The following is a 14,267-nucleotide window of genomic DNA, read 5'->3' as shown; positions in this document are numbered from 1 at the left end:
GAGGGGTCAGGCTTTGCGGGAAGAGACAAGTCGGGACAGCCAAGGCCAGATCAGCATCAGGACCATGACGGCCAAGATCGTGGCCGAGATGGGGCGTGTGACAAAGGGCATGAGCGAGCCGTCACTGCGGCCCAGCGCCTGCCGCAAGGCCGACTCCAGCGTGTCGCCCATGACCATGCCCAAAATGAGCGGAATTGTCGGGATGTTGGCCCGTGCACAGACCAGCCCAAAGACGCCAAACACCGTAGCAATCAGCACGTAATACATCGAATTGGCGGCCGAGTAGGCGCCCACAAAGCACAGCGCCAAAATCGCCAGACCCAGGATGCGCGGGTTCACATAGGCCAGGCGGGCCAGCGGTTTGACGCACACCACCAGCAAAACCAAGATGAGCACGTTGATGACCAGCAAGGCCGACAGCACGCCGTTGATGATTTCAGGGCGGTCCATGAACAGAGACGGGCCGGGCACGATGCCGTGCACCACAAACACGCCCATGATGATGGCGGTGATGGCGTCACCCGGTATGCCCAGGGTCAGCACCGTGATCATGGCACCGCCCGAGTTGGAATTGTTGGCACTCTCGGCGGCCACGATGCCTTCGGGGTTGCCCTCGCCAAAAGGCGTGGGGTCTTTGGCACCGCGTTGCGCCCAAAAGTAAGCCAACGAGGTGGACAGGGCCGCACCCACAGCGGGCAAGACACCGATGGCCGATCCCAGAAACAAGCCTTTGCCCAAAGTTTTGGGATATTTGAAGGGCTCCAAAAAGGCCCTCCAGGACACGCCGGCACGGCCAATCAGCGAAGAGTCAAACGTGGGCACGGGCGAGCTGACCATGACCAAAGCCTGCGCCATGCCGAACATGCCCACCGCCACAGGCACCAGCGGAATGCCGCTGAGCAGGCCTTGCAGGCCCAGGGTGTAGCGCTGTTCATTCGAGTTCGGGTCGATGCCCACGGTGGCCAGAAAAAAGCCCAGGCACATCATCATCATGGCCGAGGCAAATTGGCGCTGATAGGCCTTGCCCACACACAGGCTGGCCAGCAAGATGGCCATCACGCTTTCCGGGGCGCCAAATTTGGCCGCAAAACCGGCCAGTGGGCGTGCGGCCAGACCCAGCAACAAGGCGCTCACGATGCCGCCAATGAAGGCCGACATGAAGGCCAATGACAAGGCTCTTTCTGCCTGACCCTTCTGAGCCATGGGGTAGCCGTCGAACATGGTCATGATGGACGAGGCCTCGCCCGGCGTGCGAATCAGGATGGACGTGACCGCGCCGCCGTAAAAGGCCCCGCAGTACACCCCCAGCAGCAAAGAAATACCCGCCAGCGGGGCCATGCCGTACGTGAAGGGCAGCAGCACAGCAATCGTCACCCCCGGCCCCACGCCCGGCAGTACGCCCACCACAATGCCCAAGGCTGAGCCCACCAACAGGGACAGCACGATTGGCCAGGTGCCCAGCGCCGCAAAACCCTGCGACAAGCTTTCAAAAAATTCCATGCTCAGATCAACCAGCCGTGTCCAAAGTGGACTTTGAGAAGTTTTAAAAATACCCACCACATGGCCAAGGCCAGCGGCAGGCTCAGTGTCCAGGTGGTGCGCCAGGCAAAGCCCAACACACGGCTGCTGACCACCAGAAAGAGCAAAGTGCTGCTCAGATATCCCAGCCAGGGCACGGCCAGCATGTACAGGCCCAAAAGGCCCAGCATGCCCCAGGCCAGACCCATGCGGGCCTGGCTGGAATCGAGCTCTTCAGAGTCCTTGAGCTCCATGGCGTGGCGGCGATTGAACACTTCCACCAGGCCGGCCAGGGCCATCAGCCCGAGTGCCAGCAGTGGAAAAAAGGCCGCCGACTCGTACCAAAGGGCCGCCTCGGGGTAGGGCACGATGAGTTGGCGACTGGCCATCACCAAGTTGCCCGCCATCAAGGCCAAGACCAGCAGCAGTTGCCGGTCCCACGACCAGCCGCGCGGATTGGACTTGGCGCTCACTTCTTGGTCATGCCCAGTTCGGTCATCAGATCGCCAATCCACTTGGCGTCTTCGGTCACGCGTTTGCTCATCTGGTCAGCGGTCATGGGGAAGGCCGGGATGCCGGCTTTTTTGAACTGGTCCTGCACGGCCTTGTCTTTGAGCGACTCCATCATGACGCTGGAGAGCTTGTTGATGATGTCCTTGGGCACGCCCACAGGTGCGGCCATGCCGCCCCAGGTGTACAAGTCGCCGTAGCCTTCTTCGGCAGGTGTTGCGGCGTTCGGGAACACGGGGTTGCGGTGCGGGCCCCAGGCGGACAGGATCTTGATCTGACCGGCCTTGGCGTAAGAGATGGCACCTTCGGCACCGGCGGTGGTCACATCGGCATCACCGGCCACCAGTTCTTTGGCGCTGGGGTTGGGAAAGGCCACCACTTTGTAGGCCCAGCCGTCTTTTTTGGCAATCTTGGCGGCGATCAGTGCAGGCACGGCGGCGGGCGCATAGCTGCCAATCACCACGGGCTTGCCGCTTTTCTTGGCCCAGGCGGCAAATTCCTTGAGGTTGGTGGCCGGAATGTCGCCACGCGCAGCCAGCACGAAGTCGTTGATCAGCATGCCGCCGACCGACTGGTAGTCACTCATTTTGTAGGGCGTGTTGCCCGCCACGATCTGCGAGATGCCGGGGCCAGGCGTCCAGGTGCCGATGGTGTAGCCGTCGGGTTTGGCGCGGGTCATTTCGGCAAAGCCCACCACCCCGCCGCCGCCGGGCTTGTTGATCACCTGCACCGGCACGCCCAGGCGCTTGCTCATGCCTTCGGCCAGCAAGCGGGTCACCACATCCATGTCGTTGCCCGGTGGGTAGGGGTAGATGATTTCAATGGGCTTGCTGGGCCACTTGTCTTGCGCCATGGCGGGCAGGGCAGCAGCAGCGGCCAGGGCTGCGAGGGTGATCAGTCGGATGCGAGGGGTCATGGTTGTCTCCAGGTCAGTCAAGGATGGGGGATTAAACTTTTTCGGCGGCAGTGAACGCAAGGTGCAAAACCCTGAGCGCTTCGTCCACGTTCTCACGGGTGAACACCAAGGGTGGGGACAGGATGAGTCGGTTGCCTTGCACGCGGATGATGGCGCCTGCGTCTCGGGCCGTGCCCACCAGCGTTTGAATGTAGGGCGAGGGCGGCAGCAGCATGGCTTTGCTGGCTTTGTCGGTGACCAGTTCCACGGCGGCCATCATGCCTTTGCCGCGCACTTCGCCCACATGGGCGTAGTGCGACAGTTCTTGCAACTTGTCTTGCAGGTAGGCCCCCACGCGGCTGGCATTGCCCGGCAGGTCTTCGCTGGCCACGATGTCCAGGTTGGCGTTGGCCGCAGCGCAGGCCAGAGCATGGCCGGAGTAGGTGTAGCCGTGCATCAGCGCAGCGGGCACACCGGGCTGGTTCCAGGCGCTGGCCACGCGTTCGTTGATGAGCGTGGCCCCCAGGGGCACATAGCCGGAATTGATGCCCTTGGCCATGGCCATGATGTCGGGGGCCACGCCCCAGGCGCGGGCACCGCACATGGCGCCGATGCGGCCAAAGCCAGTCACGATTTCGTCGCTGATGAGCAAGATGCCGTGCTGGTCCAGCAGTTGGCGCAGGCCTGGCCAGTAGCTGTCGTGCGGCACGATCACACCGCCAGCGCCTTGTACCGGCTCGGCCACCAGGGCGGCGATGTGGTGCGCCCCGACTTGCTCGATCAGCTGGGCCAACTGGTCCAGGCACAGCTGGGCCAGTTGGGCCGGATCGGTTTCGTTCCAGGGGTTGCGGTAGGTGTAGGGCGTTTCGGCAAGGTGGCAGCCCGGCAGCAGGGGCTCGTAGGCGCTTCGGAACATCGGGTTGCCGTTGATGGACGCGCCACCAAAATGCACCCCGTGGTAGCCCCATTTGAGCGAGATGAACTGGTGGCGATCGGGCTGGCCATTGAGCTTCCAGTATTGGCGCGCCAGCTTGAGCGCAGTCTCCACCGCGTCCGAGCCACCCGAAGAAAAGAACACCTTGTTCATCTTCTCAGGCGCAAACATGCGCATCAGCCGCGCCGACAGCTCGATGGCGGGCGGGTTGGAGGTGTTTTGAAAGGTGGAGTAGTAAGCCAGCTTGTCCAGCTGCGCCTTGATGGCGTTGATGACCTCGGGTCGGTTGTGCCCGACGTTCACGTTCCACAAAGAGGCGACCGTGTCCAGGTAACGCTTGCCGTCGATGTCATAAACGTGAACGCCTTCGCCCCGGTCAATGATCAAGGGCGGCGCAGCTTGCACCGCCTTAGGGTCGATCATCGGGTGGTACATGTGCTGCGCGTTCGCGCTGCGGATGTCGATGGGGGATTGAGTGGATGCGTCGAGGGATGTTGTGCTCATGCCTTGAAGCATAGGCAGCAAGCATGTGATGGAAAAAATCCATTATCCTCAGGTCTTTCCCGTAGACAGGCCACATTCACCATGGGTTTTCCCAAAGCATCATTGGCCGCGCAAAGCCAATTGCCGGAATTTGACGCGCCGCAATCGATTTTCGATTTGCTCAATTTCCGCTTGTCCGAGCTTTTGGGCATCAGCGGCTCTCTGGTCACCCGCATCTGTGAAAACGAATACGGCATCACCCGCGAAGAGTGGCAGTTTGTGGCCATGCTGGCCGAGCTGAAGGCCATGTCGCCTTCGGACTTGGCCGCGCGCACCACGGTGGACCGCTCACAAGCCTCCAAGACTTTGCGTGGGCTGATGAGCAAAGGTCTGGTGGAGCGCCAAGGCGTGCCCGGTGATGGCCGCCGGGCTTTGGTGTTGTTGTCTCAGGCCGGCTTGAATTTGTTTGCGCAGTTGTTTCCGCGTGTGGTGCAGGTGCACCATGAGGTGTTGCAGGATTTGGAGCCTGCCCAGCGGCAGGCCTTGGCGCACAGTTTGAGCACCCTGCAGGCCCGGGCCTTGGCTGTAGCGCAAGAGCACAAGCCCGAAGGCGCTGCGGGACGCAGGCAAGGCGGCAGTCGTGCCATCTGGAAAGCCTCGTCCTTGGGTGCTTAAGTCACCAGGTCTTCCCGGATCAGGTCAGCGGCTTTTTCGGCCATCATGATGATGGGCGCGTTGGTGTTGCCCGACACGATGAAAGGCATGACCGAACCATCCACCACCCTGAGGCCTTGTGCACCATGCACACGCAGCCTGGCATCGACCACCGCCAAGCCGTTTGATGCTGGGCCCATGGCGCATGTGCCGACCGGGTGAAAGATGCTGCCCGCCCGGCGGCGCACCCAGTCGAGGATGTCGGCATCGCTTTGAATGTGTGTACTGGGTTCGTGCTCTTGCGCCACGAAGTTCGACAGCGGTGCTTGGCGGGCAATGTCACGCATTTTTCGCACCATTTTGACGGCCAGCTGTTGGTCGTTGTCGCAGCTCAGGTAGTTCGCCTGAATGTGGGGGGGCGTCAAGGGATCGGCGCTTTGAATGTGCACGCGGCCACGGCTTTCAGGGCGCAGCATGCAGGCCGACAGCGTGATGCCCGGAAAAGGGTGTGGAGGCTGATGGGGTCTGTCAAAACTGACCAGCCCAAAGTGGATCTGCACATTGGGCCAATCAGGCTGCGCGTCATTGTCGAGTGACAAAAAAGCGCCTGCTCGGTAGACCCCGGTGGCCAAAGGTCCTGTTCGAGTGAGTTGGTAGCGCAAAAAATCTCGCGCACTGCGCCAACGGCTGTTGGCCACATCGTTGAGCGTTTCTATGCCCTGGCAGCGAAAGGAGGGGCGCACTTGCAAATGGTCTTGCAGGTTTTCTCCCACGCCAGGCAAATCGATCAGCGGGTCAATGTGGTGCTGTTTCAGGAGATCGGCAGGCCCAATGCCTGACAGCTGCAACAGTTGAGGCGACTGGATGGCACCTGCACACAGCACCACTTCATGCCGTGCGTGCAGGCTGTGGTGTTGCCCGTCTTGGACCCAGCTCACGCCATGTGCCCTTTGCTTGTTCATCAGCACGCGGGTGACCTGTGCACCGCTGATGACCTTGAGGTTGGGGCGGGTGAGTGCGCGTTGCAGGTAGGCCCGCTCAGTGCTCATGCGCTGGCCATGGCGGGTGTTCATGCGAAAGTAAGCCGCGCCAGCGTTGTTTCCGCCATTGAAGTCATTGGTGGGTGCAATGCCACATTGCCCGGCAGCGGCAATGAAGGCATCTGACAAAGGGTCATGTGGCAAGTCAGACACCCACAAAGGCCCATCTAGCCCGTCGTTGGCGTGAGAGCTTTGGCTGCCCATGGCCTTTTGGAAGTAGGGCAGCACATCGTCCCACGACCAGCCCGGGTTGCCCAGTGCTTGCCAGCGTTCGTAATCCTGGCGGTGGCCCCGCAAATACAGCATTCCGTTGATCAGGCTGGAGCCGCCCAGGCCCTTGCCGCGAGGCCATGGCAGACGCCGGTCGGCCATGCCGGCTTCGGGCTGGGTTTCAAATTTCCAATCGTGTGCCGGGTTGCCCACCGTTTTGAAGTAACCGATCGGAATGTTCAACCAAGGGTCGCGTGATGGGGTGCCCGCTTCGATCAGCGTGACGTGCAGCCGGGGGTCTTGACTCAGGCGGGCGGCCAGCGTGCAGCCTGCCGAGCCAGCACCGACAACGATGACATCGGTTTCAGTGGGGTGTGCTGACATTCAATCGGCCCGGATCTGTGCTGCGCGGCCAATTTTTTGCCACTTGTCGGTTTCGCTGGCAATCACCAAGCCAAACTGCGCACTGCTCATGGGCTCAGGCTCCAGGGCCAGGTTGGCCAGACGATCTCGCACATCGGGCATGTTCAAGGCTTTGTTCAGTTCGCTGTTGAGCCGTTCAACAACCTCTTTGGGAGTGCCTGTTTTGACCATCATGCCGTCAAAGGATCGCAGGACAAAATCACCAAAACCTTGCTCACTCATGGTGGGCACGTCTTTCAGTGCGGGCAAGCGTTTGGCGCCCGTCACAGCCATGGCTTTGAGTTTGCCGCCGTTGATTTGCGGAAGTGCGGCCGATGCGGTCAAAAACATGAAGTGGGTGCGGTCGGCAATCAGGTCGCCAATGGCCAAGCCAAATTGGTTGTACGGCACATGCGTGGTCACCGTGTTCGTTTGTTGTTTGAACAGCTCGCCCGCCAGATGGGCCGGTGTGCCGTTGCCGCCTGAGGCGAAACTCAAACTGCCGGGTTTTGCCTTGGCCGTTTGGACAATGTCGGCAGGTCCCTTGAGGGTGCTGGTGACGGGGGCGACCAGCACGTTGTAGCTCCAGGCCATGTGCCCGACCGACTCCAATTGGTTGAAGGGGATGCTTTGCGCAGGAAAGAGCAAAGGGGCCACCAAGGATGCCGATGACAGCAGGTAAAGGGTGTAACCATCGGCCGGTTGGCGCAGGGCGTCTGCCATGCCAATCGTGCCTGCCGCGCCGGGTTTGTTGTCCACCACAATGGCTTGCCCCAGGCTGGCGCTCATCTTTTCTGCCACGATGCGCCCGGTCACATCTGCGGGTGTGCCCGGAGGCCATGGCACCACCATGCGAATGGCTTTGCTGGGGTAATTTTGTGCGCTTGCCACCCAGCTCAGCAACAGCAAACTGGCCATCACCGGCAGCGTTCGACGGCGCGAAAAAAATGACTTTGACATGGTGATGGGTCTCCTCAATGGGTGAATGTGTGAGGTCATTATTCAAAGCCGTGAAGGTCCTGACAAATGAAAAAGTTCGATTCATTCATATCCAAATTGATATGATGGACCATGACTTTGAATTTGCAACGTGACCTGACGCTCAAACAACTTCGGTTGGTCAGTTTGCTGGGACGAACGCTCAACCTGAGCCGCTGTGCCGAGTTGTTGCACACCTCGCAACCCGCCGCTTCGAGGGCCTTGGCCCATTTAGAGACACAGTTGCAGCGGGTCTTGTTCCAAAGGACCACCAAGCAGATCTTGCCCACAGTGGCGGGCCTGAGTTTGATCCAGCATGCCAATCGAATATTGGCTGAGATCGATGTGGCCCAAGAAGAGTTGTTGGGCCTGTCTGCGGGAATCAGTGCCGAGATGCGCTTGGGGGTGCTGGCCGCCTTTTCACCCGATGTGCTGGCGGGGGCCTTGGCCAGGTCGCGTCAATTGCTGCCTGAGGTCTTGCTCTCGACACAGATGCAGCCGCTGGAGGTGCTTTATGAGCAATTGCTGGATGGGCGCATTGACCTGATGCTGGCCCATGCTGAGTTCAGGGTGGACCTGAATTTGGTGGAGGTGACGCCCTTGTACGAGGAGCACAGCACCATTTTGGCGGGCCAGTCGCATCGTTTGCACAAGAAAAAGAAACCCAGCTGGTCGGACTTGGCTCAGGAAGCCTGGATCTTGCCTCCGGTCAATACCCCGTTGCGTCCCAAAATTGACCGCATGTTGTCGGTATACCGCAGTGGCCAGCGCTCGGGTCTGGGGCCAGATGTGCAAACGGACTCGTCATTGTTGGCACTCCGGTTGCTCTCTCAAACCCCGATGCTGTGGGCCATCGCGCACCAGCAAGCCAGGCAGTTTGAGTCCACCGCCCAAGTGCGGGCCATTGCGGCCCCTGTGGAGCTGCTGCGAGGCCCCATGTGTTGTTTCAGGCTGCGCCAAGAGCGCATGAAGACGCCCCAAAGCATCTTCATGGGCTGCCTCAAGGACAGTGCAAGCCAACTTCGGGTGCCGTACCCACAAAATGCTGCAGGCCCCTGAGTCCTTGTCAGCCGGCCAAAGCGGCCTTGACCGCGGCAGACACCTGGCCCATGTCGGCCTTGCCTGCCAACTGGGCTTTGACCGCGCCCATGACTTTGCCCATGTCGCCGGGACCTTTGGCACCCAGTTCGATCACGATGGCCTGCACCGCAGCGCTGACCTCTTCAGCCGACATGCGTGCGGGCAGGTAAGCCAGCAAAACGGCCATTTCGGCTTTTTCCTTGTCGGCCAAATCCTGGCGGGCGGCTTGTTCAAAGGCAGCAATGGAGTCTTTGCGCTGCTTGATCAGTTTGTCCACGATGGCCACCACGGCCAGATCATCCAGTTCAATGCGCTCATCCACCTCTTTTTGTTTCATGGCGGACAGCAGCAAGCGGATGGTGCCCAGACGTTCACTGTCTTTGGCCCGCATCGCGGTTTTCATGTCTTCGGTGATCTGTTCTTTCAGGCTCATGAGAGGCTCCTGGGTGAGGTGTTGAAAAAAGGGAGTAGTCAGAAACAACAAAGCCCGCCTGAGCGTCCTCCAGCGGGCTTGTTTTGCAGACCTTTGCAGGTCATACAAAAAGGAAGATCAATACATCTTCTTGGGCAATTGCATGCTGCGAACGCGTTTGTAGTGACGCTTGACGGCAGCCGACTTCTTGCGCTTGCGCTCAGTGGTGGGCTTTTCGTAGAACTCGCGGGCACGCAGATCGGTCAGCAGGCCGAGTTTTTCGATGGTGCGCTTGAAGCGACGCAGGGCAACGTCAAACGGCTCGTTTTCTTTCACGCGGATGGTGGTCATTGAATCAAAGTTTCCAAAAATGTGCCGGCTGCAGAACCAAGGGAGATCGGGCCCTTGAATCCCAGTTACGGCGGTTCCCCGTCACGAACTAGTATTTGGCAGACGGGGGTTTGCCAGCAAAGCCTGAGATTATAGCCTTAAGTTTGGAGGGTTCTGTCCTTCACTCATCCAAGGATGGCCCTGGGTGAGAAACTGCAAAAATTTGTAACCTGTTCAATTGAATGAAGCAAATAATTTACATTATTGACTCTTTTAACTTCATTCGATATACAAAATGACTAAATTCACAAAAATCGTCGGTTTGACCCTGGTGTTGGCCGCTGCCGCTTCTGTTCAAGCTCAACAAAAGGGCCAGGGTTCGGGTTTGTACGGCGAGTTGGCCATTTCTCCAATCAAGCTGGACCTGGATGACGGTGCTCAATCGAAAGCCGGTTACAACCTGAACGGTCTGCGTGTAATTTTGGGTCAAAAAATCCACCCCAATTTGTCGGTTGAAGGCATGTTGGGCATGGGTTTGGGCGATGACACCAAGACCGTGGTCAGCAACAACGGCACGGCCAAGGCGACTGCGAAAGTGAACAACTTCACGGGCGCTTATCTGCGTGCGCACACCCTCCTGACGCCCGAGCTCGAAGTGTTTGGCCGTGCCGGTTTTGCCCGCATGAAGTTGAGTGTCACCGAGGTTGTTGGCGGTAAGACTGAAAAAAACAGTTCCACAGACAATTCGTTTTCTTACGGTTTGGGCATGAACTACAACCTGAACAAGACCACCTATGTGGGCCTGGACGTCACACGTTACAACACCGAAGGCAAGAGCAAGGTCCAGGGCGTGTCCCTGACAGCTGGATACCGTTTCTGATCATGCTGCAGGCCCTGCAGGGGCCTGCTTGTTCTGGGGGCCCGCATTGCAAGATGCGGGCCTTTTTCGTGGGTGTTGGTGACAGCTGCGCTGGTTAAAATAATTATTTTTACTTCTTGGTTTGAACGCCAAACCCACTCAAATGCAAGCTCAATATTGGCTGTTGGTGTCCATGGCGGCGGGGCATTTGTGGGCTCCTGGCTTGTTGCAAGCCCAAGAGGTGGGCCATCGGTCTGCCTTTGCATCTGTCTCTGCCCGGGCCCCGGCCCCTTCGGTCGTGGTGGTGTTGGCCGGTGGTGGGGCCAAAGGCTTTGCGCATCTGGCCTTGCTGCGCAAGTTGGAACAGGACCGAATTCCGATTGCCCGGATTGTGGGCACCAGCATGGGGGCCGTGATTGGTGGCTTGTATGCCAGCGGCTTGTCCACCGACGACATTGAACGCGTGGTCGGGGGCTTGGACCCGTCCAAAGTGGCGCTGGACCAACTCAACCGTTTGGAGTTGCCATCGCGCACCCGGGCTTACCAGCAAAAGTACCCGGTGGAGTTGGAGTTTGGCATCAAAAACGGCGGTCCCAGTTTTGCCCGCGGGGTCAGCGATGGTCAGCGGTTTTTGGCTTTGCTGCAGGATTTGACGGCCCATGTTCCGCCGAACGTCGATTTCAACGATTTGAAGATTCCTTTTCGTGCGGTGGCCACCCGTTACCGAGATGGCGAGATGAAGGTGTTTGACCAAGGGGCCTTGCATTTGGCCATCCGGGCCAGCATGGCCGCACCTGCTGTTTTTGCACCGGTCGAGGTCGATGGTGAAACCTACGTCGATGGTGGGTTGGTGGCCAATTTGCCGATTGAGGTGGCTTTGCGCGAGGGTGCCGATGTGGTGGTCGCTTCGTATTTGGCTGGGGGCATCGACGAAGCGAAATCCGATGCGCCCAACCATGCCTTGGTGGTGGCCAACCGCATGCTGGACATTTTGATTCGCCAAAATGAGAAAAGAAATTTGGCTTTGCTGCGCCCCCAGGATGTGTTGGTTGCACCGGCCTTGGCTGACATTGGCTTTGCAGATTTCAACCGCGCCCGAGAGATTGTTCAGCGAGGCCAGACGGCCCTTGGCACTGTGCAGGCACGTTTGACCCAATTGAAAGCCGATGCAGGCGGGGTGGAAAGCCTGAATAAGACAGAGCTGTCGTTTGACCAAAGGGAAAAACGCATCGTGGCCATTGAGGCGCAAGGCCACCAAGATGTCTCAGCCCAGTTCATTCAAGAGGCTTTGGCCGGGTTGTTGGGGCAGGAATTCAAGCCCAAAGAGGCTGAACGCCACATCGATGCGCTCTACACCAGCGGTTACTTTGAATTGGTCAGCTACAGCTTGGCGCAAGTTCAGGGCGATCAATACAAATTGGTGGTGACCGTGCGAGAAAAGCCCTATAGCCCCCATTTCATGAAAACCACGCTGGGTTTTTCGACCGAATCGGGCGGCGTGACCCAATTCACAGCGGGTTTTGGTTACCGCCGACCCTGGTTGACCCCTTCGGGTTTGGAGTTTTCACTCGATGCCCGAGTGGGCACGCAGTCTGAGTTGGCTGCTCGCCTTTACCAGCCGCTGGGCGCAGGGTGGAGTGCCGAAACCGGGCTTTCATGGGATCGCAACTACTTGCCGCTGTACAAGTCTGTCATCGACAAAGACGACCGAAGCAACATCAAACTGGCCTATTACAACCAGACCACCCGAAGCCTGGATGCCCGTGTGGTTTATGACTTTGAGCGCAAGGCCAATATCAAACTGGGGGTCACGTCGAGCAGCATTCAGCAAACCTTGGACACCGTTTCCGAGTTGGCCGACACGGGCTCGCGAACAGACACGCTGCGCTTCAACGGTCTGAGAGCACAGGTGCAGATTGACCAACTCGATTCGCTGAGCTTTCCCACTCGGGGTTTTTACCTGAATGCCATTTACGAACAGGGCATTTCAGGGGCGGATTATTTCGGTGGGCGTTTGAGCGCCAAGTGGGCCACTGCGCTGGGGCCGCATATTTTTAACTTCGGCTTCAACTGGGCGCAGGACCAAGTGTCATTGAATTGTGTCAAGTGCAAAAGCCCTTCCCAGTTGATCTTGGGAGGGTTTCAGTCCATGGGTGCGTATCGCATGGGGCAGTTGGTGGGGGACCAGTTGGCTCACTTGCATGCCACCTACATGTACCGATTGACCGATGGTGGTTTGTTGAACCAAAAAACCTTTGTGGGCACTGTGCTTGAAGCCGGGGATGTCTGGAACGCTGGCGATACCCTGCATGCCCGTTACAGCGGCACTTTGTTTGTGGCTGTGGACAGCAAGATCGGTGACATTTATTTGGGTGCGGCCAGAGGGTCCGGTCGGGCGTACAACCTGTTCCTTCAGTTGGGTCGGCGCTTCAGTTTCTGAGTGGAAAGGTCCGAATCATGGGTCTGAGCTTCATGCGCATCGATCAAGTCGTGATGAGCGGCGATGGTTTTTACCAATCCATGGCCTACCACGCCTATGGCCAACTGTCGCTCAGCAGTTTTGTGTTGCAGTGCGCACTGTGCCTGGCCTCCATTGCACTGGCTTATGGGGTGCGCCATTGGGCCCTTGTCCGTCTGCGTTGGCAGGGCCCTTGGCTGCGGCATGTTCGTTCGGGCATCCAAACCATGGGGGCGGCTGTGGTGACCGTCTTGTTTTTGTCCACCCTGTTTTGGGGAGGACGGGTACTGGGCTTGAGCGCTCACGACTTGATGGTGCTGTGGAAAGTTCTGGCCTTGACCCTCTGGGTTTTGGCCATTCGGGCGGGCGGGTGGTTTTTCAGGCATGTGCTGCATCCTCACGAGGTTCTGCGGATTTTTTTGCATCTGTTTGAATGGGCAGCCGTGGCCGTTGTGGTGCTGACGTTTTTTGGCCTGTTTCAACCCATCACGGCCTACATTCAGGCTATCGAGTTTTCCATTGGCGAGCAGGTGTTCAAAGGCGCCAACATCGTCACCGGCGTGCTCATGGGGGTGGTGGCGCTCACGGTGGCCGGGCAAATTGCCGACGTGGTGGACCGCTTGCTTCAGCGCTATGCGCGGCAAGAAACCATTCAGGGCAACGACGCCCTGATTTTGACGCGCCTGTTCAGCATGGGCATTTTTGTGTTGACTTTGGTGGGTGTACTGGTCAGCTCGGGCATTGACCTGACCACCCTGGCCGCTTTTGCCGGGGCCATGGGCATTGGCTTGGGTTTTGGTTTGCAGGAGTTCGTGGTCAACTATGTCAGTGGCCTGTACGTGCTGCTGGAGCGGGCGCTCAAGGTGGGCGATTACGTGACCATCGACAAGATCACTGGGCGTGTGGTGCAAATGAGCAGCCGCGCCCTGGTGGTGCGCGATGCGGTGGGCACCGAAAGCCTGATCCCCAACAGCAGCGTGATCAAGGGCGTGTTGCAAAACCATACCCTGAGCAACGACGATTTCCGAGTGTCTTTTTTGTTGAAAATCGCCGATGTGGCCGACTATCCACGCGCGCGCGAATTGATTTTGCAATCGCTCAAAAACGCGCCCCGCGTACTGCCCGATCCGGCAGGGGATGTGCTCATCGCTTCAGTGGCCGCTGGTGAGGTGACGCTGGAGACCAGCTTCTGGATCAACGACCTGCACAACGGCCACAAGGGCCTGATTTCTGATTTGATGTTTGACATTTGCATGCTTTTTCGCAGCGAAGGCGTGCTGCTGGCCTCCGAAGGGGCTGATCTGTTTGCGTCTGCCAAAGCCCTCACCCCAAAGGCCCTTGGCACTGAATGGCTGCTTCGATGAATGTGACCCAATGAAGTTGGCACAGATGTCATTCCCGTAAGACCAACACTCCCGCCGCGATAAAGCCCCGCACACCACCCCCCCCATCGCCCAGGCCGCGTTGCTCTCCCCCCTGTAGGAGCGGCGCCCCCGCCGCGATC

Annotated in this window: 13 protein-coding genes; 5 read left to right on the top strand and 8 right to left on the bottom strand. The window is 58.8% G+C overall.

Annotated features, from left to right (window positions below):
* Nucleotides 1-6: 6 nt before the first annotated feature.
* Genes B9Z48_RS16705 through B9Z48_RS16690 form a run of 4 tightly spaced genes read right to left on the bottom strand, consistent with a single transcriptional unit; the run spans nt 7 to nt 4,361 of the window.
* Nucleotides 7-1,500: a tripartite tricarboxylate transporter permease gene (locus tag B9Z48_RS16705; protein WP_108379922.1), complete on the bottom strand. Its 1,494-nt coding sequence runs from the start codon at nt 1,498-1,500 to the stop codon at nt 7-9.
* A gap of 2 nt (nt 1,501-1,502) precedes the next feature.
* Nucleotides 1,503-1,991, bottom strand: a complete 489-nt coding sequence (locus B9Z48_RS16700) for a tripartite tricarboxylate transporter TctB family protein (RefSeq protein WP_108379920.1) — start codon at nt 1,989-1,991, stop codon at nt 1,503-1,505.
* Nucleotides 1,988-2,944 (bottom strand): tripartite tricarboxylate transporter substrate binding protein, encoded by a 957-nt coding sequence (locus B9Z48_RS16695; protein WP_108379918.1) that lies wholly within the window; start codon nt 2,942-2,944, stop codon nt 1,988-1,990. Before B9Z48_RS16695 ends, B9Z48_RS16700 begins: the two co-directional genes overlap by 4 nt.
* A 31-nt stretch (nt 2,945-2,975) precedes the next feature.
* On the bottom strand, nt 2,976-4,361 hold the full coding sequence (locus tag B9Z48_RS16690; RefSeq protein WP_108380024.1) for an aminotransferase class III-fold pyridoxal phosphate-dependent enzyme: 1,386 nt from the start codon (nt 4,359-4,361) through the stop codon (nt 2,976-2,978).
* A gap of 81 nt (nt 4,362-4,442) precedes the next feature.
* On the opposite strand from B9Z48_RS16690, the gene B9Z48_RS16685 reads away from it, so the two are divergent.
* Entirely contained in the window at nt 4,443-5,015 is a 573-nt protein-coding gene (locus B9Z48_RS16685) for a MarR family winged helix-turn-helix transcriptional regulator (RefSeq protein WP_108379916.1), read from the top strand.
* Here B9Z48_RS16685 and B9Z48_RS16680 read toward each other — a convergent pair.
* Together B9Z48_RS16680 and B9Z48_RS16675 are read right to left on the bottom strand one after the other, a co-directional pair.
* Complete coding sequence (locus tag B9Z48_RS16680; RefSeq protein WP_108379914.1) at nt 5,012-6,628, bottom strand: GMC family oxidoreductase; 1,617 nt, start codon at nt 6,626-6,628, stop codon at nt 5,012-5,014. The two genes, B9Z48_RS16685 and B9Z48_RS16680, sit on opposite strands and share 4 nt — an antisense overlap.
* Nucleotides 6,629-7,606 carry a tripartite tricarboxylate transporter substrate binding protein gene (locus tag B9Z48_RS16675; protein WP_158273298.1) on the bottom strand — a complete coding sequence of 326 codons (978 nt, stop codon included), beginning with the start codon at nt 7,604-7,606 and terminating at the stop codon, nt 6,629-6,631.
* A gap of 111 nt (nt 7,607-7,717) precedes the next feature.
* Here B9Z48_RS16675 and B9Z48_RS16670 point away from each other — a divergent pair, with 111 nt between their 5' ends.
* A complete protein-coding gene (locus tag B9Z48_RS16670) occupies nt 7,718-8,683 on the top strand; it encodes a LysR family transcriptional regulator (RefSeq protein ID WP_108379910.1) in 966 nt (321 codons plus the stop codon).
* 7 nt (nt 8,684-8,690) lie between these two features.
* On the opposite strand, the gene B9Z48_RS16665 is transcribed toward B9Z48_RS16670, so the two are convergent.
* Both B9Z48_RS16665 and rpsU read right to left on the bottom strand, forming a co-directional pair.
* A complete protein-coding gene (locus B9Z48_RS16665) occupies nt 8,691-9,137 on the bottom strand; it encodes a GatB/YqeY domain-containing protein (protein WP_108379908.1) in 447 nt (148 codons plus the stop codon).
* Between the two features lie 117 nt (nt 9,138-9,254).
* Nucleotides 9,255-9,467 (bottom strand): 30S ribosomal protein S21, encoded by a 213-nt coding sequence (gene rpsU, locus B9Z48_RS16660; protein WP_019428257.1) that lies wholly within the window; start codon nt 9,465-9,467, stop codon nt 9,255-9,257.
* Between the two features lie 274 nt (nt 9,468-9,741).
* Between rpsU and B9Z48_RS16655 the strand changes: the two genes are divergently transcribed.
* The 3 genes from B9Z48_RS16655 to B9Z48_RS16645 all read left to right on the top strand — a co-directional run bounded on the left by B9Z48_RS16655 (nt 9,742) and on the right by B9Z48_RS16645 (nt 14,127).
* Nucleotides 9,742-10,326 carry a porin family protein gene (locus B9Z48_RS16655; protein ID WP_108379906.1) on the top strand — a complete coding sequence of 195 codons (585 nt, stop codon included), beginning with the start codon at nt 9,742-9,744 and terminating at the stop codon, nt 10,324-10,326.
* A 142-nt stretch (nt 10,327-10,468) separates the two neighbouring features.
* Nucleotides 10,469-12,745, top strand: a complete 2,277-nt coding sequence (locus B9Z48_RS16650; RefSeq protein WP_146186317.1) for a patatin-like phospholipase family protein — start codon at nt 10,469-10,471, stop codon at nt 12,743-12,745.
* A 17-nt stretch (nt 12,746-12,762) separates the two neighbouring features.
* Nucleotides 12,763-14,127 (top strand): mechanosensitive ion channel family protein, encoded by a 1,365-nt coding sequence (locus B9Z48_RS16645; RefSeq protein ID WP_108379902.1) that lies wholly within the window; start codon nt 12,763-12,765, stop codon nt 14,125-14,127.
* Nucleotides 14,128-14,267: the final 140 nt, after the last annotated feature.

This window comes from Limnohabitans sp. WS1 (genome assembly GCF_003063265.1).
In the GTDB taxonomy this organism is placed as follows: Bacteria; Pseudomonadota; Gammaproteobacteria; order Burkholderiales; family Burkholderiaceae_C; genus Limnohabitans_A.
Note: the sequence above shows the minus strand (reverse complement) of the source record. Positions and strands in the feature narration are given on the sequence as shown.

Bases quoted from the DNA above. Each gene is read 5' to 3' on its own strand.
- B9Z48_RS16705 (WP_108379922.1), bottom strand. From the start codon at position 1,500: ATGGAATTTTTTGAAAGCTTGTCGCAGGGTTTTGCGGCGCTGGGCACC.
- B9Z48_RS16695 (WP_108379918.1), bottom strand. From the start codon at position 2,944: ATGACCCCTCGCATCCGACTGATCACCCTCGCAGCCCTGGCCGCTGCT.
- B9Z48_RS16690 (WP_108380024.1), bottom strand. From the start codon at position 4,361: ATGAGCACAACATCCCTCGACGCATCCACTCAATCCCCCATCGACATC.
- B9Z48_RS16685 (WP_108379916.1), top strand. From the start codon at position 4,443: ATGGGTTTTCCCAAAGCATCATTGGCCGCGCAAAGCCAATTGCCGGAA.
- B9Z48_RS16680 (WP_108379914.1), bottom strand. From the start codon at position 6,628: ATGTCAGCACACCCCACTGAAACCGATGTCATCGTTGTCGGTGCTGGC.
- B9Z48_RS16675 (WP_158273298.1), bottom strand. From the start codon at position 7,606: ATGTCAAAGTCATTTTTTTCGCGCCGTCGAACGCTGCCGGTGATGGCC.
- B9Z48_RS16670 (WP_108379910.1), top strand. From the start codon at position 7,718: ATGACTTTGAATTTGCAACGTGACCTGACGCTCAAACAACTTCGGTTG.
- B9Z48_RS16665 (WP_108379908.1), bottom strand. From the start codon at position 9,137: ATGAGCCTGAAAGAACAGATCACCGAAGACATGAAAACCGCGATGCGG.
- rpsU (WP_019428257.1), bottom strand. From the start codon at position 9,467: ATGACCACCATCCGCGTGAAAGAAAACGAGCCGTTTGACGTTGCCCTG.
- B9Z48_RS16655 (WP_108379906.1), top strand. From the start codon at position 9,742: ATGACTAAATTCACAAAAATCGTCGGTTTGACCCTGGTGTTGGCCGCT.
- B9Z48_RS16650 (WP_146186317.1), top strand. From the start codon at position 10,469: ATGCAAGCTCAATATTGGCTGTTGGTGTCCATGGCGGCGGGGCATTTG.
- B9Z48_RS16645 (WP_108379902.1), top strand. From the start codon at position 12,763: ATGGGTCTGAGCTTCATGCGCATCGATCAAGTCGTGATGAGCGGCGAT.